Genomic DNA, 20,115 nt, shown 5'->3' with positions numbered 1-20,115 from the left:
AGTTAACGTAGGCAGTCCGCTATTCGCGGAGGCGAGGCATCACTTCGATAAAGTTGCACGGCATGTGCCGGCTGTCGAACTGGTGCTTGAGAATCGCGTCCCATGCGTCCCGGCAGGCTCCTCGCGAGCCGGGCAGGCAGAAGACGAATGTGGTGTCGATCAGCCCCGCGGTGGCCCGCGACTGCAGCGTCGAGGTGCCGATCAGGGTCGCCGAATACTGGTGGAAGAGCACCGAGAACCCCTCCATCCGCTTGGTGAACAGGGGCTCGAGCGCTTCGGGAGTTACGTCCCGGCCGGAAAACCCTGTGCCCCCCGTGGTCAGCACCACGTCGATGGTTGCGTCCTGGAGCCAGGGGCGCACGCGCTCCCGGATCGCCTCGATCTCGTCGCGCACCACCGCCCGGTCAAGGCAGCGATGCCCGTCCCGCTCGATCATCTCGGCCAGGAGCGCCCCGGAGGTGTCATCCTCGAGCGTGCGGGTGTCGGAAACCGCCAGCACCGCAAAGCTCACGGGGACGAACGGGTGGGTTTCGTCGATCTTGAAGGGAAACATCATTGCACTTCCTGTTTGTGCGCAGGCGTGTCGCTGCCAGTCTGTTCGGAAGAGCTCTGGTCCCCTTCCTGCATGGCATCGGGGTCGAACTCGATCTCGTCGGCACGCGGGTCGAACGCCACCGTTTCGGCGGTAACCGTGCGTTCCGCCGGCATGGGCTGGAACGGCGCCCGCTCGTCGGCCGGCGTCGCCTCGCGCACCCGCATGCGCAGGAAGGCGGCCAGCGCCAGCCCTCCATGGAAGAGAGCCGTGACGATGAACAGCGACACCGGGCCCGCCATGCCCATGATCAGGGCCGCGAGAATCGGGCCGGCCATCGACCCTGCGCCCAGAAACAGCAGCATCCCCGACGCGATCTTGGCGAATTCGCCATCCTGGGCGAAGTCGTTGGCGTGGGCGACGGCGATCGCATACATCGAATAGGCCGCCAGCCCGTACAGCCCGAAGAAGATGTATAGGAAGACATTTTCGCCGGGGTTGAACACCATCATCAAAAGCCCCGCGACCGCGCCGGTCACCGCAACGCCCATGATCACGGCGCGCCGGTCGATGATGTCTGACAGACGCCCGAGCGGGATCTGCGCGATGGCTCCGGCAACGATCGCGAGACTCATCACATAGGCGATCGTGGCCGTGGAAAACCCGCGTTCCAGACCATAGACCGGCGCCAGCGTACCGAAGGCGCCATTGGCCATGCCCACCGAAAACGCGGTCATCACCGCGATCGGCGAGGTCCTGAACAACAGCCCGATATCAAAGGACGCCGATTGCAGCGGCACAGGCTGGGGCGTGCGGGTGATCGCGGTCGGCAGCACCGCCCCGATATAGGCGATCGCGGCCAGAACGAAGGGGATGTAGCCCGCCACCCCGGTTACCGATATCGCCATCTGCCCCGCCGTGGTGGCGAAAAGCGTGACCGACACATAGATCGAGAACGTCGTGCCCCGGCTGCGATTGTCCGAGACCTCGTTGAGCCAGCTTTCCACCACCATCGCCGCCCCGGCAAAGCAGAAGCCGGAAAACACGCGCAAGACGATCCACGCCCAGTCGTGGATGAATATCAGGTTCACGAGGATCGTCATGCAGGCGATGGCCGCCATCACCGCATAGGCCCGGATATGGCCCACCCTCTGGACCAGCTTGGGCACGGCGATCGACCCGGTGATAAAGCCCACCGACCATCCGGTGCCGATCAGGCCGAGCGCGAGCAGCGAAAATCCTTCTGCCGCGCCGCGCACGGGCAGAATCAGCCCATGCATGCCCCCCGCCACCATGAGCAGCGCCGAACTCATCAGCAGCGCGGAAATCCGGATGACTTGTGACATGCTGACCTTGCCGGTTCTCTCGAGTGTATAGAGGACGAGCGCGTGCCACTCGTCCGGTTCGCGTTGTCGTCACGGCCTGCCGTATCTCAAACGGTACCATCGTCAAGCGCAAAGGCAAAAGACCCGGTCGAAAATGATCGTCCGGTCCAGTGTGTTCCTGCGCGCTTGCCAAAAGTCCGGCCGCGGAGTAGCCGGTAGTGATAGGCAAGCGCCGTGACACTGCCGTGTCCGGCCGGCCAGCCGCCCGAAAGACTTCTGCCGTGTCCGACCCGAAACGCTCCCCCTCCGCTCCCGACCGCCCGTCGCTGTCCCAGGTCCAGCCGCGCGTTATGATCGGCATCGGGCTCAAGGTCGCCTCGGTGTTCGTCATGGTCGCCATGAGCTCCATGATCAAGGCCGCCGAGGGGGTGCCGGTGGGCCAGATCGTCTTCTTCCGTTCGTTCTTTGCGCTGGTGCCCATGGTCGCCTTCCTCGCCTGGCAGGGCCAGTTGCGCGACGGGCTCAAGACCAGCCGGCCCGGTTCGCACGTCCTGCGCGGGCTGATCGGGGTTTCCGGCATGTGGCTGATCTTTTTTGCGCTCACCCGCCTGCCGCTGCCCGAGGCGATCACCATCCACTACGCCACCCCGCTGTTCATCGTGGTGTTCTCGGCCCTGTTCATGGGCGAGCAGATCCGGCTCTTCCGCTGGTCCGCGGTCATCGTGGGGCTTATCGGGGTGATCATCGTGATGTGGCCCCGGCTGACGGTCTTTTCGGGCGATCTCTCCGAAATGGGCCCCGAGACGGTCGGCGCGCTCGCCGCGTTCACCGCCTGCATCACGGCCGCGGTGGCCATGCTCATGGTGCGTCGGCTGGTCTTTACCGAGCGTAGCGCCACCATCGTGATCTATTTCTCTCTGGTGAGCACCGCCACGGGGCTGATCTCCATCCCCTTCGGCTGGGTTCCGCTGTCGGCCGGGGAGGCGACGTTGCTCATCTCCGCGGGCATCGCCGGCGGCGTGGGCCAGATCCTGATGACCGAAAGCTACCGCCACGCGGACATGTCGACCATTGCCCCCTTCGAGTATTCCTCGATGATTCTGGCGGTCGCCATCGGCTACCTGGTCTTTTCCGAGGTCCCCACCCCCCAGATGCTGATCGGCGGCACCATTGTCGTGGGCGCCGGCATCTTCATCATCTATCGCGAGAGCCGGCTGGGCATCGACCATTCCAGCGCCAGGCGGACCACCAGCCCGCACTGAGCGTTCCCAGGAAAAGTGGAACACTTTTCCGGTTCGGGAAGGCGAAAAGGGAGACTGAGCGTTCCCAGGAAAAGTGGAACACTTTTCCGGTTCGGGAAGGCGAAAAGGGAGACTGAGCGTCCCCAGGAAAAGTGGAACACTTTTCCGGTTCGGGAAGGCGAAAACGGAGACCGGGCGTTCCCAGGAAAAACGGAACCCTTCTCCGGCTCGGAACCGCGACGAATCTAGCTCGCCCGCCCCATCGCGTCAGCGATCGCCAGCATGTCCTGCCAGGCCAGCCGCTTGGCCGCCGGCTGGCGCAACAGATAGGCGGGGTGCAGCGTGGCGATCGCCCGCATGGAATGGCTGCCCACCTCCAGGTCGCGCCATGTGCCACGCAGGCGCGTGATCCCGGTATCGGTCTCGAACAGCGTCGCCGAGGCCGCCCCGCCCAGCGTCACGAGAACCTTGGGCGCCACCAGTTCGATCTGGCGATGGAGAAACGGCAGGCACACCGCCACTTCCGCAGGCGCCGGCGTGCGGTTGCCCGGCGGCCGCCAGGGCACCGTGTTGGCGATATAGACAGAGTCGCGGTCGAGCCCGATCGCGCCGAGCATCCGGTCGAGCAACTGGCCCGAACGGCCCACGAACGGCTTACCCTGCAAATCCTCGTCGCGCCCGGGCGCTTCGCCCACCAGCATGATCTCGGCCTCGGGGTTCCCGTCCGCGAAAACCAGGTTGGTGGCCCGCAGCTTGAGCTGGCATCCCTCGAAACCATCGAGCGCCGCGCGCAGCGCATCGAGCGTATCGGCGCTTTGCGCCAGCTCCCGCGCCGATTGCGGATCTCCGTCCTCGACCCCGCCAAGGGTGGGCACCGGCGGCGGCTCGGTCCGGGCCGCCGGCATCGCCGGGGCAGGTCGGGGGCGGCCTTTTTCCCCAGTCAACGCCGACGCGGCGCGCGCCGATTCCGCGAACCGGTCGACCGCGACCTCGCCCACGGACACATCGACCCCGACCGCGCTGTACCATTCCAGCGCGGCGATCATTTCGCTGTGGTCGAGTTCGCGATTTGCCATGACGCCTTCTCTATGGCACACGCACGAACGGTCGCAAAGCCGCACCGGTCCCCCAGCATGGATTGTGACGCCATGTCCGAAGCCAGCCTGTCAGACGCCGTCGAACGCGAGATCATGGAAACCGACGTTCTGGTCGTGGGTGCGGGGCCGTCCGGGCTGGCCGCCGCCATCGCCATCCGCCAGGCCGCTCCTGAACTCTCCGTCATCGTCATCGAAAAAGCCGCCGAAGTGGGCGGGCATATTCTTTCGGGCGCGGTCATGGACCCGGTGGGGCTGGACGAACTGATCCCCGACTGGCGGGAAAAGGGCGCCCCGGTCGGCCCCACGGTCACCGATGACCGCTTCGTCTATCTTACCAAAACCGGGGCCATCGGTTTCCCTCAGGCGCTGATCCCGCCCATCATGAAGACCCAGGGGGCGGTGATCTGTTCGCTCGGGACCCTCTGCGGCTGGCTCGCCCAGGAGGCTGAAGCGATTGGGGTCGACATCTTCCCCGGCACCGCAGGGGCCGATGTGATCGTCGGGGAGAAAGGGGAAATCCTCGGCGTCGTCACGGGGGATCTTGGCCGCGCCCGGGACGGAAGCGAAAAGCCCGGCTTCACCCCCGGCGTCGAGCTGCGTGCCCGCTATACGCTTCTGGCCGAAGGCGCCCGCGGCTCGCTCACCAAGGGGGTCATCGAGCGCTTCGGGCTGGCCCAGGGCCGCGCGCCGCAGAAATACGGCCTGGGCATCAAGGAAATCTGGGAGATCGCCCCCGAACGGCATAGCCCGGGCAAGGTCGAGCATTTCCTCGGCCATCCGCTGGCCGGTCGCGCCTCGGGCGGCGGGTTCTGTTATCACGCGTCGGACAATCGGGTCTATCTCGGGCTCGTCACCCATCTCGACTACACCAATCCCACGCTCTCGCCTTTCGACGAGTTCCAGCGCTTCAAGACCCACCCGAAAATGGCGACGCTGCTCGAAGGGGGCACGCGCATTTCCTATGGCGCCCGGGCGCTGACCTCGGGCGGCTGGGGCGCGATCCCGCGGCTGGCCTTTCCCGGTGGCGCGCTCATCGGCTGCGCGGCGGGCTTCATGAACGTGCCCCGGCTCAAGGCCATCCACAACGCCTTCCGCTCGGGCCGGGTCGCCGGCCTCGAGGTCGCACGCGCCATCGGCGAGGGGCGCTCGGCGGACGTGATCGAGACGCTGGACGCAGCGGTGCTCGGCGCGGGCATAAGGGACGAGCTTTACCCCGTTCGCGCCGTCAAACCGCTCTGGTCCAGATTCGGTGATCTTGCGGGCGTCGGGCTGGCGGGGCTCGACATGTGGGCCTCCAGCCTTGCGCGGGTGTCCCCCTTCGGTGGGCTCTCCATGCGGAAATCGGACCGTGAGGTCCTCAAACCCATCGCCGAGGTCGAACCGCTCACCTATGGGCGCCCCGATGGTGCTCTCACCTCCTCGCGCACGGACTCGGTTTATCTCGCCAACATCGCCCATGAAGAGGACCAGCCGGTCCATCTGCGCCTTCGCGATCCTGCTGTTCCCATAGCCGAGAACCTGCCCCGCTTTGGTGAGCCCGCGCCGCTTTATTGCCCCGCGGGGGTCTACGAGGTCACCGAGGAGGGCGGGGGCCCCGTGTTCCGGATCAACGCCCAGAACTGCGTGCACTGCAAGACCTGCGACATCAAGGATCCCGCCGGCAATATCGACTGGGTGCCCCCCGAAGGCGGGTCGGGCCCCAACTATTCGGGCATGTGACGCCGAAGTGATTGAAGCGCCCTTGCACCGCCCGGCGCAGGTGGCCACGTTGGCGGGGTGCGCAGAAGGCCGCAAATTCGACACGCTTTGCCGTTCTGGCTAGGGTGCTTCCCGGTGAAGCGGTCTCGCTTTTCCGCTTCGGAAGCACGACGAATCAAGACTCGGAGCCCTGTACTGATGCAATCAGACCAGGAAATGCTCTAGGGTTCGCAGGTGGAGAATCGGTTGCCGCGCGAGGGGACCGGAAACAGGATCGAGGAGTGCGGTGCCAAAGTGATGTATCAGGTCAAACGGGCTGCCCTGCGGCTATCGGTCGTCTGCCTTGCCTTCGTTCCTGCCGTTCCGGCATGGACCCAGTCGTTTTTCCCCTCGTTCCAGTCCTCGGCCACGGGGAGCTATCTCGCCGGCACCGCCGCGCTCAACCGGCTCGACGCGGGTACGGCGTCCGAATATTTCGCTCAGGCCGCCATGGCAGAGCCCGGCAATGCCGAATTCCTGCGCAGCGCCTTTCTCGCCCATCTTCTGGCCGGCAACATCTCGAGCGCGCAATTGCTGGCGCAGGATCTCAGCGACGCCGATGCCGGGGACGAACTCGCCGGCATCACGCTTGGCATCATCGCGCTCAAGCAACGCCGCTATGCCTCTGCCGAACAGACCCTTGGCCGCATTGCGCCCAACACCCTTATGGGCGGAGCTGCAGGCATCCTCAGTGCCTGGGCCACCGTGGGCAAGGGCGACCTCGAAGGCGCCTATGAAACCCTCGATACGGTCCCCCAGGGCCTTTTCGAAAATTTCCTCGTGCTCTATCGCGGGCTGATGGCCGATGTGGCCGGCGACCGCCAGCAGGCGCTGTCGTTTACCCGTCAGGCCTATGATCTCGATCCGCTGGTCCCGCGCACCGCCGAAGCCCATATCCGCATCCTCGGCAATGCCGGCGAGTTCGAGGAAGCCGCCGAGGTCCTTGCCGACTTCCAGGCCGCCGGTCCCGTCCATCCGCTCGTCCGTGCGCTCGAGGAGCCTATTTCCGCTCAACGGCGCCCCGGCGTCTTTGCCCAGAGCGCCCAGGCCGGCGCCGCGGAAACCCTCTTTTCCCTCGGCGCGGCTCTGGCACGTGAGGGCTCGATCGAGCTCGGCGTCATCTTCCTGCGCTATGCGATCTATCTCGACCCCGAATCCTGGGTCATCTCCACCAGTCTCGCTGAGATCCTCTCGGCCCGCGAGCAGTTCGAAGAGGCCAATGCGCTTTATGCGTCGGTGCCCGAATCCTACCCCCTGCACGGCACGGCCACCATCCGGCTGGCGGAAAATCTCGACCGGCAGGGCCAGCGCGAGGAAGCCATCGAGCAGCTTCGCGGCATCGTGGCGCTCGAGCCCGACAACATCGAGGCTCTGGGCGCGCTGGGCGACCTGCTGCGCTATGACGAGCAGTGGGATGCCTCGGCGCAAGCCTATTCGGACCTCATCGCCCAGATCGACGGCGACCGCCCGCGCGACTGGCGCTATTTCTACGTGCGCGGCATCGCCTATGAGCGTGCCCAGCGCTGGGAACTGGCCGAAGCCGATTTCCTCCGTGCCCTCGAGATCAACCCCGACCACCCGGACGTGCTGAACTATCTCGGCTACAGCTGGGTCGACCAGGGAATCAATCTTGAGCAGGCCCTCGAGATGATCGAGCAGGCCGTCGCCCTCTCCCCGGGCAATGGCTACATCATCGACAGTCTGGGCTGGGCGTTCTATCGCCTCGGCCGGGTCGATGAGGCTGTCGAGCAGCTCGAACAGGCCGCCCGCATCCTGCCCAATGATCCCGAAGTCAACGATCATCTGGGCGACGCCTATTGGGTGGCCGGACGCGAGCGCGAGGCCAGGTTTCAGTGGCGCATCGCCATCGATGTCGACGAGCGCGGCACGGTCACCGATCGGGCCCGTCCCAAGTTGGCCAACGGGCTCGATCCCGACGCTCCCGTCGGCGATTGACCGTGGAAGGCGGCTCGGTAGGCGAGGCGGCCGCGGCCAAGATCAATCTGGCGCTGCACGTCACCGGGCAGCGCCCGGACGGCTACCACACCCTGCACTCGCTGTGCGTCTTTACCGAGCTTGCCGATCACCTGACCCTTGTCCCGGCCCGGTCCGACGAATTGACTATCACCGGCCCGTTTGCCGCCGATCTGGCCGCCGGGCGCTCCAATCTCGTCATGCGGGCCCTTGAGCGATTCCGGTCCAGATTCCCCGACGCGCTCGAAACCGGGATTCACATCACGCTCGAAAAGCACCTGCCGGTCGCCTCCGGGTTGGGCGGCGGGTCGGCCGATGCGGCCGCCGCGCTGCGCGGCCTGCGCCAGATGAGCGCCTACGCCATCCACGATGCCGATCTCTTTGCCCTGGCCTCCGGGCTGGGGGCGGATGTGCCCATGTGCCTGATGTCGCGCACCTGCGAGGTCACGGGCGTTGGCGAACGGGTCCGCCCGCTCGCCCAACTGCCGACCATGCACATGGTGCTCGTCAATCCCGGCGAGCCGCTGGCCACCCCGGCTGTCTTCCGCAACCTTGCCGAACGCACCAATCCGCCGCTGCCGGATATCCCCGAGCGCTTCGAGCGCGCCGCGCATCTCTCCCTGTGGCTCGCCGATACCCGCAACGATCTCCAGCCGCCTGCCGAGGAAATGGTGCCGGCCATCCGCCCCATCCTTGCCGCCATCACCCGCACGCCCGGCTGTGCGCTGGCGCGCATGTCGGGCTCCGGCGCCACCTGCTTCGGGCTCTATGGCAGTGAAGCTGCCGCCCATCAGGCGGCTCACGATCTCAGGGATGCCTTGCCCCGCTGCTGGGTCGCGGCCACGCGCCTTCTGGAGGACTGAGCGTTTCCAGAAAAAGTGGAAACACTTTTTCGGTTCGGAAACGCGACACATCAAAGACTTGGAGCGTTTCCAGAAAAAGTGGAAACACTTTTTCAGTTCGGAAACGCGACAAACCAAAGACCCGGCGCTCCCGTTCCGGGTCAATCAGAAGTGGATATGCGCGAAGGCCCGCGCCGTCGGTCGATCAGTCGTGGATCACGCGTCCGGGGGCAGGGTGGGCCCGGTAATGGGCCAGCCGCGAGCGTAGGTCGCCCGCGTGCAATTCGAGCTTGTGCCCGTCCGGGTCGAGGACATAGAGCGACGCCCCTTCGCTCCGGTTCTCCTTCCAGAGCCTTGCCTGGGCCGAAATCCGCGCACTCAGCGCCGCGAAATCGGCCTCCGCCACATCGAGCGCGATGTGGGTGTAATCCGGATGCGGCGTGGTGCGCGCCAGAGGGTCGAGCGACAGGCACAGCCAGAGCGCGCCGGCTTCGAGATACGCGCCCTCGGGCCATTCGGCGCGCAGCACGAACCCCAGCACGTCGCGATAGAACGCGGTCGATCGGGCCAGGTCACTTACCGCGAGCGTGATGTGATTGAGCCCGCGAACGGCAGGTCCATGGTCAGGCTCACCAGCCACCGCCGCCTCCGCCACCCCCGCCGCCACCCGACGAGCCGCCCGAAAAGCCCGATCCCGAGGACTTTGCCGGCTGTGCGGCGACCATGGCCGAGCTCAGCCCGGCGGCAAGTCCGCCCATCGTCGCCGCCAGCCTGCCACCCGAGAACCGCGATCCGTGGTACCAGGCAGGGCTGTATGAACGCGGTGCGTCCCTTACCGCATGCCGGACCAGATCGTTCTCGAAGCGCTCCGCCCAGGGCTTTTCCACCCCAAGCGCCATGGCATAGGGCAGAATGGTCTCGAACCGGGCCACTGACATTTCCGGCTCGTCCTGGAAGTTCAGGCGCTCCTTTTCGGCGGTCTCGAGATACATCTTGAACCCCTCGATCTCGTCCATGACCTGCCGGCCATGCAGGGTAGGCGCCCGCATCAGCACCCCGAAAACGATTGTGGTTGCCACGATCAGCCCCGCCGCAATCACCGCGAAACTGCTCTGGAGCGCGGTCAGGAAATCGGTCATCAGCCCGCCGAACATGAACAGGCCATAGACCACGAAAAGCACCGGCCGCAGCTTGCCCAGCGTATCGCCCTGCCAGAGCCCGCGCAGGCTGGCCGCGACCCCGCTCGCTCCCATGGTGATGAACAGCGAGAGAAAGATCAGCTCAGGGTCGAGCACGTCGGCCAGCCCCATCACGAGCAGGCCCAGCCCCCCGATCACCGCGCCGGCCACGGTGTAGATGTAATGATTGTTGAAATAGACCTTCCGGTTCTCCCCCTCGATCGCCCGCGTGAAGGCCACCCGCTGCTCGGCCAGTTCGGGCCCATGCTCCTTGTCGATCGTGACCATGTCCTTGCCGCGAAGATAGCGCAGGATGACCTCCTCGCCCGGGGGCAGATCATCGGGCGGCGCCATGGGGGTGGCCATCAGCGTCGTGGTCTTCCCGCGCGCTTCGATCTCGATCAGCCCCTTGGTGGCCAGCGAAACCAGCGCCGCGGAAAACGCGCTCCAGCCCGAACTCGCCCATCCCATGCGGTGCACGTAATGGGTCAGCGCCGGGGAGAACCCCTTGGGCGCGTGAAAGCGGGGAAAAATGACCCCGCGCGCCGGGTCGCGCCCCACCGTGCTCCAGGCCCAGCCATTGTAGACAAAGACGATGGCGAGCAGCAGCGCGGGCACCCAGAAATCCCGGTTGTCCGACAGCCAGTAGCCGAACGCGTCGAACCCTTCAGGAGCGGAAAGGATGCCGGGTTCGAACGCCACCGCCACCGTCATGCCCTCATAGGGCGCCAGCCGCGATGTGGTGACGAACCGGGCCTGGCGATCGGACAGCCGCTCGATGCTCGCCTCCGACTCCACTGCGCCCTGCGGACCGGTGAAGACGGCGAGGTCGGAAATCGTCGCGCCCTCGGGCAGGGTCACCACGGCGGTCGCCTGGTTGATGGAAAATTCCCAGAAATTACCGGTCGCGTTCCAGTAGATCTCGTCGCGGTCCCCGAACATGCGCGCGGCGCGGTCCATGGTGTAGCGGATCTGGTATCGGTGCACGCCCCGTCCGATCCGGATATCGGGGTCACCGATCCGGATGCGTCGCCCGTTGTGGATGTTCTCGAGGGAATAGGGCTCGGCGCTCCCGTTTCGGGTCACCGACTGCACCCTGATGGTCGAGCGGATCTGCCCGCCATCATCGGTCTCAAGGACCGTGGGGATGTCGCGGAAAATCCCGCGCTGGATGCTCTGGCCTTCGGCGTTGACGGTGATCGTTTCGATGATCTGAACGCTCGTGTCGGGCTGGACGACGATCGCGGTCTCGAAACTGCGGATCACCTCCTGGGCCCAGGCTTGCCCGCCCAGCGGTCCCAGAACCAGAGCCATCATGAGGGCAAGCAGGCGCAGCACGAGGCGTCCGGACAGGGTGCTCATCGGTCTGTCATCCCCCGGGTGCGTGTCAGGCGAAGTTCACCTGCGGCACGGCGCGATCGGCCTCGTTCTCGAGCTCGAAATACTCGGCCTTCTCGAACTTGAACGCCCCCGCGATGATATTGGAGGGAAAGGATTCCACGGCCACGTTCAGATTGCGCACCGCGCCATTGTAGTAGCGCCGGGACATCTGGATCTCGTCCTCCACCGTCTGCAGTGCGGACTGCAGCTCGAGAAAGGTCGTGTTGGCCTTGAGGTCGGGATAATCCTCGGCGACCGCGAACAGGCGCCCGAGCGCACCCGAAAGCAGCCCCTCGATCTTGCCGCGTTCCGCCGGGTTGGCATCGCCGGCCTGGGCCACGGCCGCGCGGGCATCGGTCACCGCCTGGAGCGTATCGCGCTCATGGCCCATATAGCCCCTGACCGTCTCGATCATGTTAGGCACCAGATCGGCGCGGCGCTTGAGCTGCACGTCGATGCCCGACCAGCCCTCTTCCTTCATCTGCCGGTTGCGCACCAGCATGTTGTAGGCAAAGACCGCATAGCCGGCGACAGCCACGATCACCGCAAGCAATACCCATTCCATCAACCACGCCCTCCAGCAATTGGTGCGCGGACTTTGGCACCGGACCGGGGCAAGATCAACGACTTATGCGCCGCCGCCTCCGGTGAGAAGCCAGGCTTCGCCGCATGCCTTGGCGAGCTCGCGAATACGCAGGATATAGCTCTGGCGCTCGGTGACCGAGATCACCCCGCGCGCGTCGAGCAGATTGAAGGTATGGCTGGCCTTGATCACCTGCTCATAGGCCGGCACCGCCATGGTCTGGCGACCCTCCACCAGCCCGGCCTTGAGAACCGCCCGGCATTCGTTCTCCGCATCGGTAAAGTGCTGGAACAGGATCGCGGTGTCGGCGGCCTCGAAATTGTATTTGGAAAATTCCTGCTCGTTCTGCAGGAACACGTCGCCATAGGTCACCTTGTCGGCGCCCTGCCGGCCATTGTAATTGAGCTCGTAGACGTTCTCCACGCCCTGCACATACATCGCCAGACGCTCGAGCCCATAGGTGATCTCCCCGGGCACCGGGCTGCATTCGAAGCCGGCGACCTGCTGGAAATAGGTGAACTGGCTCACCTCCATGCCGTCGCACCAGCATTCCCAGCCCAGCCCCCAGGCGCCCAGCGTCGGGCTTTCCCAGTCGTCTTCAACGAACCGGATATCGTGCACCTTCGCATCGAGTCCGATCGCGGCCAGCGATTTGAGATAGAGGTCCTGGATATCGGCGGGCGAGGGCTTGAGGATCACCTGGAACTGGTAATAGTGCTGGAGCCGGTTGGGGTTCTCCCCATAGCGTCCGTCGGTGGGCCGGCGGGAGGGCTGCACATAGGCCGCGTTCCAGGGCCTGGGGCCCAGCGCCCGCAGCGTGGTGCCGGTGTGGAACGTGCCCGCGCCCATCTGCATGTCATAGGGCTGCAGGATCACGCACCCCTGGTCGGCCCAGAAATTCTGCAAGGTCAGGATCAGCCCCTGAAACGAGTTCCTGGGGTCCATATGCGGCTTGATGGCGTCGCTCATGTGGGGTCCGGCTGGGCGAGAGGAAAGGGCGGCGCGACCGTAGTTGTGCCGGTCGGCAAGGTCAAGCTGGGCTCACCCGTGGGTGAGCCCGACCTCTTTGATGTCGTAGGGCGTGGTCTGGTAGATCTCGTTGATCCAGTTCTGGAACAGCAGATGCCCGTGGCTGCGCCACCGGTTGAGCGGGGTGCGCGAGGGATCGTTGTCCGGATAAAGATCGAGCGGCGGCTCGATATCGAGCCCGGCATTGCGGTCGCGCTCATATTCGTCGGCCAGCGACCTGTTGTCGTATTCGAGATGGTTGAGCATGTAGAGCGCCCGGTATTTCCGGTCCCCCAGCATGCACACCCCGATCTGGTCGTTGTCGATCAGGATCTCGAGATCCTCGCCAAGGCTGGTGCGGTCGATGTCGTTATAGCGCGAGACGGGGATCGCCAGATCGTCGGAAAAGCCACGCAGATAGGGCGAGCGCGTGTCGACCACCGTGTGGCGGTAGACCCCGAACGCCTTGGTGTCCATGCGATAGCGCCGGGCGCCGTGGAAATGGTGCAGCGCCGCCTGCGCGCCCCAGCAGATGAACATGGTGTTATGCACATTGGACTGGGTCCAGTCCATGATGTCCACCATCTCCTGCCAGTAGCGCACCTCCTCGAACGGCATGTTGGCGATCGGGGCCCCGGTCACCACGAACCCGTCGAACTTGCGCGCGCGCACCTCTTCCCAGGTCTTGTAGAACGTCTGGAGGTACTCTTCGGGCGTGTTCCGGGACGCATGATCGGTGATCCGCACGAGCGTGAGGTCGATCTGGAGCGGGGTCGAGGCGATCAGCCGGGTGAACTGGGTCTCGGTGCGCTCCTTGTTGGGCATCAGGTTCAGGAGCCCGATCTGGAGCGGCCGGATGTCCTGGCGCGTGGCGCGGGTATCGTCCATCACCACCACGCCCTCGTCTTCGAGCGTCTTGCGGGCGGGCAGCAGGTCGGGAATTCTGATCGGCATTGCGATTTGTCCTAGGGTGGCGGGCGTCAGGGGGTGCGGCGGGCGATGGCCTGACACATCAGGTCCACGAAATCGGCATTGTCGCGCACCGTTGCAAGCTCCCGGCCCTCGACCACATAGCCGAAATTGTCCGCCAGCGCCTGGTAGCGCGGCAGCCGGTCCTTGAGCAGGGCCTCGAATCCCCAGACCGCGAAGGCGTCCGGGTCCACGTCCTCGTCCCGTTCGATCCCGGCCTGCGCCTTGAACGCCTGCCAGTTCTTCACCAGCAGATCGGGCGGATAATACATCGGCTTGGGATTGGCGCGGAAGCGATCGACAAGCGCGGTCGCGTCCTCCTCGGTGCCCCGGATATAAAGCAGCGCCGTGTGCTCGGTCAGCGCCTTGACCACCGGGTCGTCGGGGTCGTTGGGATCGAGCACCTCGATCAGCGATCCCCCGGTGTCGCACAGGAAATCGTCATAGCCATAGAGCTCGCGCGCGCGTTCGATGAAATAGGGCACGTCGGCCAGCGCATAGATCTCGGCCACCCGGTGCTGCTCCTGGCGGCGCTGATATTCGGCCAGTTCCAGCCCCCCGCGCGCCGGATCGCCCGGCGTGCCCAGATAGCTCGAGAGCGGGTCGAGATTGTCGAAGGTGATATTGGAGCAGATATAGATCGAATCCGAGCGCAGCAGTTCGGCCAGGAACGGCACCTTCATGGCCTCGCGCTTGAAATTGTCCACGATGAACTCGCCCATGTGGCGGGTGCCGATCCGGAAATCCACCGAGAAGTGGAACCAGTTGCGCCGCCGCAAGAGGTTCCCGATCCAGGTCTTGCCGACCCCGGACATGCCAAAGACGGTCACCGCCTTCTGCTTTTGCTGCCTGAACTGGTCCGGACTCTCAAAGAACATGGCGCGCCCGCGGCTGGGAGTTTCAAGGATCACGCGGGTTTAGACCAAGCACGCCGCCCAAACAAGCTGGCCGCCCACTGGGCAGATTTTTCCCTCACCCCGGTGCTTCTTGCCCGGTCAGACGGGCTTTCCGCGTCGGCAAAAGCAGGAAAACCCAAGCCGATCAACACCATGGCGATCTGGCATCGCGCTTGCATCGCGTCTGGCGGTTTGGTGCGGCACTTGCCGCGTTCGCTATGGAGAAGTGAGTATGGGTATCTATGGAGCATTGGCGACGGCGGTGACGGGGATGAGCGCGCAGGCTTTCGCGCTCTCCAACATCTCGGGCAACATCGCGAACTCCCAGACGACCGGCTACAAGAAGCTCGAGACCGGCTTTGTCGACCTGATCCCCGATGCGGCGGTCGGCCGGCAGACCCCGGGCGCGGTGATCGGCTATTCGCGATCGACCAACGACGTGCGCGGCGACATCATCACTTCGCCCATCGGCACCCATGTGGCGCTCAACGGGAACGGCTTTTTCATCGTGGCCGAAAAGGTGGGGACCAGCGACGGCCAGTCCCTGTTCGGGGACGCAAACTATTATACGCGCCGGGGCGATTTCGCGATGGACCGCGAGGGCTATCTGGTCAACGGCTCGGGCTACTACCTGATGGGCGTGCCGGTCGAGAACGGCAACATAGCGGGCTCGGTGCCCGAGATGATCGAGATCAGCAACGGGCTGATCGCCGCCAAACCGACCGAGCGGATCGATTACCAGCTCAACCTGCCTGCCGATCCGGCGGTCCAGAATTCGGGGGTATTTCCCTCCTTTGAATTCGACATGACCGGCATCGACCCCAATGACGATCTGGTCGACATCTTCCCCGGCTGGACATCAGGCCAGTCCATGACCGTCACCGCCAATAACCAGGACTTCACCTTCACCGAAGGCGACACCGGCGCGACGCTCAACGACCTGATCGGCTGGCTGGACGGGCTCGACGATGTCGGCGCCCAGATCAACGGCTCGGGCAATCTCGTGGTGCGCGCCACCACCGACACCTCCATCGAGATCGCCGGTGACGCGGCGGCGGCCGGCCTGACCGGCACCTACGCCATGACCGACCCTGAATCGGACACCGAGCTGTTCCGCGAGCGCTCGGTCGAGGGCGGGGCCGTCACGGTCTATGCGCCCAATGGCGCGGCGGTGAACGTGCAGTTGCGCTGGGCCAAGGTCGGGAACGAGCCTGACAGCTGGCGGCTGTACTACCAGTCCGCGTCCCAGCCCGAGGAATGGGCCGAGGCGCCCGGCGGGCGGTTCTCGTTCAATTCCGACGGCACGCTGGCCACCGTCGGCGGGCAGGCGCCCGGCGTCGGCGAGCCCGCCCGCATCACCATCCCCAACCTCACCGTCGACGGTGCCGCGGTGGGCACTGTCCAGATCAATTTCGGAATGGACGGGCTGTCCCAGTTCGATAGCTCGAGCGGCCGGGCGTCCGACGTCCAGCTCTACCAGAACGGGTTCGGCGCAGGCTCTTTCATGTCCGTGGAAATCAACGATTCCGGGCGCGTGGTGGCCACTTATTCCAATGGCCAGCAGATCGAGATGTACCAGCTCGTGACGGCGAACTTTAACGCCCAGAACATGCTCAAGCGGCTCGATGGCGGTGTCTTTGAGGCCACGTCCCAGTCGGGCCAGGCCATGTTCTCGACCGAAGGCGGGGTGACCGGCGGTGCACTCGAGACGTCCAACACCGACATTTCCGAGGAGTTCACCAAGCTCATCACCACCCAGCAGGCCTATTCGGCGGGCACGCGCATCGTTTCGGCATCCGACGAGATGCTGCGCGAAGCACTCAACATGATCCGCTAGGTCCGCGATGGCCGGAGACTGGCATTGGTACGGGGAGATTAGGCAGTGGGGCTGAGTTCGACGCTTTCCAATGCGCTGGCGGGCATGAATGCCAGCCAGCGCGGCATCGACGTTCTCTCCCGCAACGTCGCCAATGCGGGCACGCCCGGCTATCACCGGCAGTCCCAGACCGTCACCGACACCTCCTTTGGCACCAGTGCCCAGGTCCGGCTCGCCGGGCTCGAGCGCGCCTTCAACGACGCGCTGCAAAAGCAGCACGTCTCGGCGGTGTCCTCGGCGAGCTTCCACGCCACCCGGGCGACCTTCCTTGACCGGCTCCAGATGCACATGGGCATGCCCGGGGACGCCCATTCCCTCGACACGCTCTATGCGGGGTTCGAGAACGCCCTGCAGTCGCTCGCCACCAATCCCGACGACCATTCCGCACGCGCCGGGGTGATCGGGGCGGCCCAGATGCTGGTCGAGCAGCTCAACAGCCTGTCCACCTCGGTGCGCGATCTCGAGCGCGAGGCCGGCAATCAGATGTCGGACGCGGTGGCCGGGCTCAACCGCCAGGTCGACCAGCTCGCCGCCATCAATCTGCGCATTCTCGACCAGAGCCAGGACGAGGGCGCGCGCCTCGCGCTGATGGACGAGCGCGACCGGCTGGTCGCGGGGATATCCGAGGCCATCGACGTCAAGGTCACCTATCGCGGCGATGGCACCGTCGCTCTGATGACCGAATCCGGCATCGGCATCCTCGACGTCAAACCGTCCGAATTCCGCTTCGAGACCGATGGCCGGCTCGAACTCGCCACCCCCTCGGGCCTGCGCCTCGACATGAGCACTGAAGGGCTTTTGAAATCCGGGCGTCTTGCGGCCCTCGCCGACATGCGCGGCACGACGCTTCCCGCCGTCCAGGCCCAGTTCGACGAGATCGCCGCCGGCCTCGCGCTGGCCATGAACACCGTCGAGGTCGGCGGCACCGCCATTGCGCCCGATCCGGGGATACCCGGCGATCCGGGCGGCTTCAGCTTCGATGCCTCGGCCATCGCGCCGGGCAATTCGCTGCTCGTTGCCTATCGCGACGGTGCCGGCACCCACGCCGTGCGTTTCGTTCACACCGAGGACGGCGCCACCCTCCAGAGCCCCAACACGGCCGGCGAGACGGTCGTGGGCATCGACTTTACCGACGATGCCGCGGCCCAGGCCGCGATCGCTGCCGAGCTGGGGTCGGGCTTCACCGTCACCGTTTCGGGCGGCGCCCTGACCGTTCTCGACGACGGCACCGGCGCCAATGGCGTCGATGCCATGACCGGGCGGATGACGGGCACCGGGCTCGGGCTCGATCTCTTTATCGACAGCAATGGCCGGGCCTATTCCGGAAGCCTGGATGGCGCGGGCCAGAAAGCCGGGTTCGCCGGGCGGATCACGGTCAACGGCGCCCTGGCGTCCGATCCGACCGCGCTCGTCCAGCACGCCCCGGGTGTTTCGATGGGCGATGCCGCCCGGCCCGAATTCCTGCTCCAGTCCATCAAGTCCGCCCAGTTCATCGCCGATGCGGCGGCCCCCCAGCGTGACGGGGGCACACGGCTCACCGGCACGGTGCGCGAGATGATCGCCCAGTCGATCAACCATCAGGGCGATACCGCCGCGCGGGCCCAGAGCCAGGCCGAGGCCTTCAGCTACCGGCTCGATGCGATCAATACGCGCATGGAAAGCGAATACGGTGTGAACGTCGATGAGGAAATGGCGCGCCTGATGGAGCTCCAGAACGCCTACTCGGCGAGCGCCCGTGTCGTCTCCACCGTGCAGGAACTGCTCGATGCGTTGCTGAGGATGTGATGATCATAAACAAGACCCTCTACCCGGTTCCCCGCAACGTCGCTGCCATCTCGACCATGCAAAAGCAGATGGACGGGATGCTCGAGCAGCTCTCCAGCGGCAAACGCTACAACACGCTTGCCGAATCGGGGCAGGACCGGCTCCACTCGCTGAACCTGCGCGCCCGGCTTTCCCGGATCGAGGGCTATTCCCAATCGATCAAGACCGTCGAGACGCGGCTCTCGTTCCAGACCAACGCGCTCGATCGGCTCTCGGAGATCAAGGCCAGCGCCAAGGGCATCGCCGACCCCGGCGCGCTCGGCAATGACGGGCTGACCATGGCCGCCTCGGGCGGGATCGCCCAGAACCTCCTGCGCGAAGTGGTCGACGTGCTCAACACCGACCTCGTGGGGCGCTACGTCTTCTCGGGCAATGCGTCCGATACCAAGCCCGTCGCCACCTATGATGCGCTCATGCACGGAGATGGCGTCAAGGCCGGCTTTCTCGACGTCCGCACCGAGCGCCAGATGGCCGATGGCGTCGCCAATGGCGGCCGCGTGGACACCGATGCATCCGGCGCCCTCGTGACGCTCACCGAAGACGGCGACCACCCCTTCGGGCTCAAGATATCCACCGTCACCGGCGGCACCGCCGGGCCCGCCGACAGCGCCAGTCCCGCAGGCGCGCGCCAGGCCTTATTCGACTTCTCCACGCGCCCTGCAGCGGGCGAGGAGATCACGATCGGCCTCACGCTCCCCGATGATCGATCCAAAACCGTCTACGTCACGCTCAAGGCGACCAACGAGACCCCACCCCCCGCCGGCAGATATCTTACCTCGGACGATCCGGCGACGACCGCCGCCAATTTCCGCGCCGCGCTCAAGACCGCCACGGACGATCTCTCACGCACCCGGCTTGATGCGGCTTCCACCTATGCCGCCGCCGATGCGTTTTTCACCGCCCCCGGCGAGGCCGTGATGCGCCATGATGCCGGCCCCCCCGAAGCGCTCGTCGCCGACACCAATCACGATCGGACGGTCCAGTGGTATCGGGGGCAGGACGTCGGGCCCGATGCCAATCCGCGCGATACGGTCTCCACCGGCATCGATGAGAGCACCCGTGTGGGCATCGGGATCCAGGCCAATGAGCGCGGCATCGCCGAACTGGTGCGCGGGCTCGCGGTCTTTGCCGTCACCGATTTCAGCGAAAACAATCAGGATCGTGCCGGTCAGTACGAAGGGCTGGTGGCCACCCAGCGTGACAGACTGTCCTCCACCCGCGCATCCCGCGAGGGATCGATCGAGATGATCGCGATGGAGATGGGGCTGGCGAGCAATACGCTCGACAAGGTCAAGTCGCGCCACACCCAGTACGACGCCCAGCTCAACACCATGCTGGCCGGCATCGAGGAAGCCCCCGTCGAGGAGGTCGCCATGATGCTCATGACGCTCCAGACACGGCTCAATGCCAGCTACCAGGTCACCGCCATGGTCAGCCAGCTCAGCCTCGTCAATTACCTGAGATAAAGCCGTCTGCCGTCTCGGCGGTTGGCCCCTTGGTCCGCGATCGGTCCGAAGGCCTTCGGTGCGCCCTGAGGGCAGGGGACGAGCCGGTGCCGTCCCGGGAAAACCGGTCCGCTGGAGCATGTGGTGTTCTGATCGGATCAGAGCACGCGCTCCAACCGGCTTGATCTGTCGCGTTTGCAAACCGGAA

General features: G+C 65.4%; 16 protein-coding genes. 7 read left to right on the top strand and 9 right to left on the bottom strand.

The window, feature by feature from the left end; genetic code table 11:
* Positions 1-19: 19 nt before the first annotated feature.
* Positions 20-553, bottom strand: a complete 534-nt coding sequence (gene moaB / locus EO136_RS12565) for a molybdenum cofactor biosynthesis protein B (protein ID WP_127144869.1) — start codon at positions 551-553, stop codon at positions 20-22.
* On the bottom strand, positions 553-1,878 hold the full coding sequence (locus tag EO136_RS12560; protein WP_127144749.1) for an MFS transporter: 1,326 nt from the start codon (positions 1,876-1,878) through the stop codon (positions 553-555). Before EO136_RS12560 ends, moaB begins: the two co-directional genes overlap by 1 nt.
* 260 nt (positions 1,879-2,138) lie before the next feature.
* Between EO136_RS12560 and EO136_RS12555 the strand changes: the two genes are divergently transcribed.
* Positions 2,139-3,119 (top strand): DMT family transporter, encoded by a 981-nt coding sequence (locus EO136_RS12555; RefSeq protein WP_342773417.1) that lies wholly within the window; start codon positions 2,139-2,141, stop codon positions 3,117-3,119.
* 224 nt (positions 3,120-3,343) lie between these two features.
* Here the strand turns inward: EO136_RS12555 and EO136_RS12550 are convergent, their stop codons facing one another.
* Positions 3,344-4,174 (bottom strand): uracil-DNA glycosylase, encoded by an 831-nt coding sequence (locus tag EO136_RS12550; RefSeq protein ID WP_127144748.1) that lies wholly within the window; start codon positions 4,172-4,174, stop codon positions 3,344-3,346.
* 72 nt (positions 4,175-4,246) lie between these two features.
* On the opposite strand from EO136_RS12550, the gene EO136_RS12545 reads away from it, so the two are divergent.
* The 3 genes from EO136_RS12545 to EO136_RS12535 all read left to right on the top strand — a co-directional run bounded on the left by EO136_RS12545 (position 4,247) and on the right by EO136_RS12535 (position 8,769).
* On the top strand, positions 4,247-5,914 hold the full coding sequence (locus tag EO136_RS12545) for an electron transfer flavoprotein-ubiquinone oxidoreductase (RefSeq protein WP_127144747.1): 1,668 nt from the start codon (positions 4,247-4,249) through the stop codon (positions 5,912-5,914).
* Between the two features lie 276 nt (positions 5,915-6,190).
* Positions 6,191-7,888, top strand: coding sequence for a tetratricopeptide repeat protein (locus EO136_RS12540; RefSeq protein WP_246018372.1), 1,698 nt, complete (start codon positions 6,191-6,193; stop codon positions 7,886-7,888).
* A 2-nt stretch (positions 7,889-7,890) separates the two neighbouring features.
* Complete coding sequence (locus EO136_RS12535) at positions 7,891-8,769, top strand: 4-(cytidine 5'-diphospho)-2-C-methyl-D-erythritol kinase (protein WP_127144867.1); 879 nt, start codon at positions 7,891-7,893, stop codon at positions 8,767-8,769.
* Between the two features lie 184 nt (positions 8,770-8,953).
* Here the strand turns inward: EO136_RS12535 and EO136_RS12530 are convergent, their stop codons facing one another.
* From EO136_RS12530 to EO136_RS12505, 6 genes are all read right to left on the bottom strand, one after another.
* Positions 8,954-9,388, bottom strand: a complete 435-nt coding sequence (locus EO136_RS12530) for a fosfomycin resistance glutathione transferase (protein WP_127144745.1) — start codon at positions 9,386-9,388, stop codon at positions 8,954-8,956.
* Positions 9,378-11,288 (bottom strand): DUF2207 domain-containing protein, encoded by a 1,911-nt coding sequence (locus EO136_RS12525; protein ID WP_127144744.1) that lies wholly within the window; start codon positions 11,286-11,288, stop codon positions 9,378-9,380. Before EO136_RS12525 ends, EO136_RS12530 begins: the two co-directional genes overlap by 11 nt.
* Positions 11,289-11,313: 25 nt before the next feature.
* Positions 11,314-11,871, bottom strand: a complete 558-nt coding sequence (locus EO136_RS12520; protein WP_127144743.1) for a LemA family protein — start codon at positions 11,869-11,871, stop codon at positions 11,314-11,316.
* 63 nt (positions 11,872-11,934) lie between these two features.
* The gene (locus tag EO136_RS12515) at positions 11,935-12,858 is read right to left on the bottom strand and encodes a glycine--tRNA ligase subunit alpha (protein ID WP_127144742.1); all 924 of its coding nucleotides are present in this window, start codon (positions 12,856-12,858) and stop codon (positions 11,935-11,937) included.
* Positions 12,859-12,930: 72 nt separating this feature from the next.
* Positions 12,931-13,851 (bottom strand): homoserine O-succinyltransferase, encoded by a 921-nt coding sequence (locus EO136_RS12510; protein WP_127144741.1) that lies wholly within the window; start codon positions 13,849-13,851, stop codon positions 12,931-12,933.
* 26 nt (positions 13,852-13,877) lie between these two features.
* Positions 13,878-14,744 carry an ATPase gene (locus EO136_RS12505; protein ID WP_127144740.1) on the bottom strand — a complete coding sequence of 289 codons (867 nt, stop codon included), beginning with the start codon at positions 14,742-14,744 and terminating at the stop codon, positions 13,878-13,880.
* A 250-nt stretch (positions 14,745-14,994) separates the two neighbouring features.
* On the opposite strand from EO136_RS12505, the gene EO136_RS12500 reads away from it, so the two are divergent.
* Genes EO136_RS12500 through EO136_RS12490 form a run of 3 tightly spaced genes read left to right on the top strand, consistent with a single transcriptional unit; the run spans position 14,995 to position 19,928 of the window.
* Positions 14,995-16,599, top strand: coding sequence for a flagellar hook protein FlgE (locus EO136_RS12500; RefSeq protein WP_127144739.1), 1,605 nt, complete (start codon positions 14,995-14,997; stop codon positions 16,597-16,599).
* Positions 16,600-16,644: 45 nt separating this feature from the next.
* Entirely contained in the window at positions 16,645-18,423 is a 1,779-nt protein-coding gene (gene flgK, locus EO136_RS12495) for a flagellar hook-associated protein FlgK (protein WP_127144738.1), read from the top strand.
* On the top strand, positions 18,423-19,928 hold the full coding sequence (locus EO136_RS12490; protein ID WP_127144737.1) for a hypothetical protein: 1,506 nt from the start codon (positions 18,423-18,425) through the stop codon (positions 19,926-19,928). Before flgK ends, EO136_RS12490 begins: the two co-directional genes overlap by 1 nt.
* The last annotated feature ends 187 nt before the right edge of the window (positions 19,929-20,115 follow it).

The sequence above is a fragment of the Pelagibacterium montanilacus genome (genome assembly GCF_003992665.1).
Taxonomy (GTDB): domain Bacteria; phylum Pseudomonadota; class Alphaproteobacteria; order Rhizobiales; family Devosiaceae; genus Pelagibacterium; species Pelagibacterium montanilacus.
The sequence above is the reverse complement of the archived record's forward strand: the minus strand, read 5'-3'. Positions and strand labels throughout refer to the sequence as shown.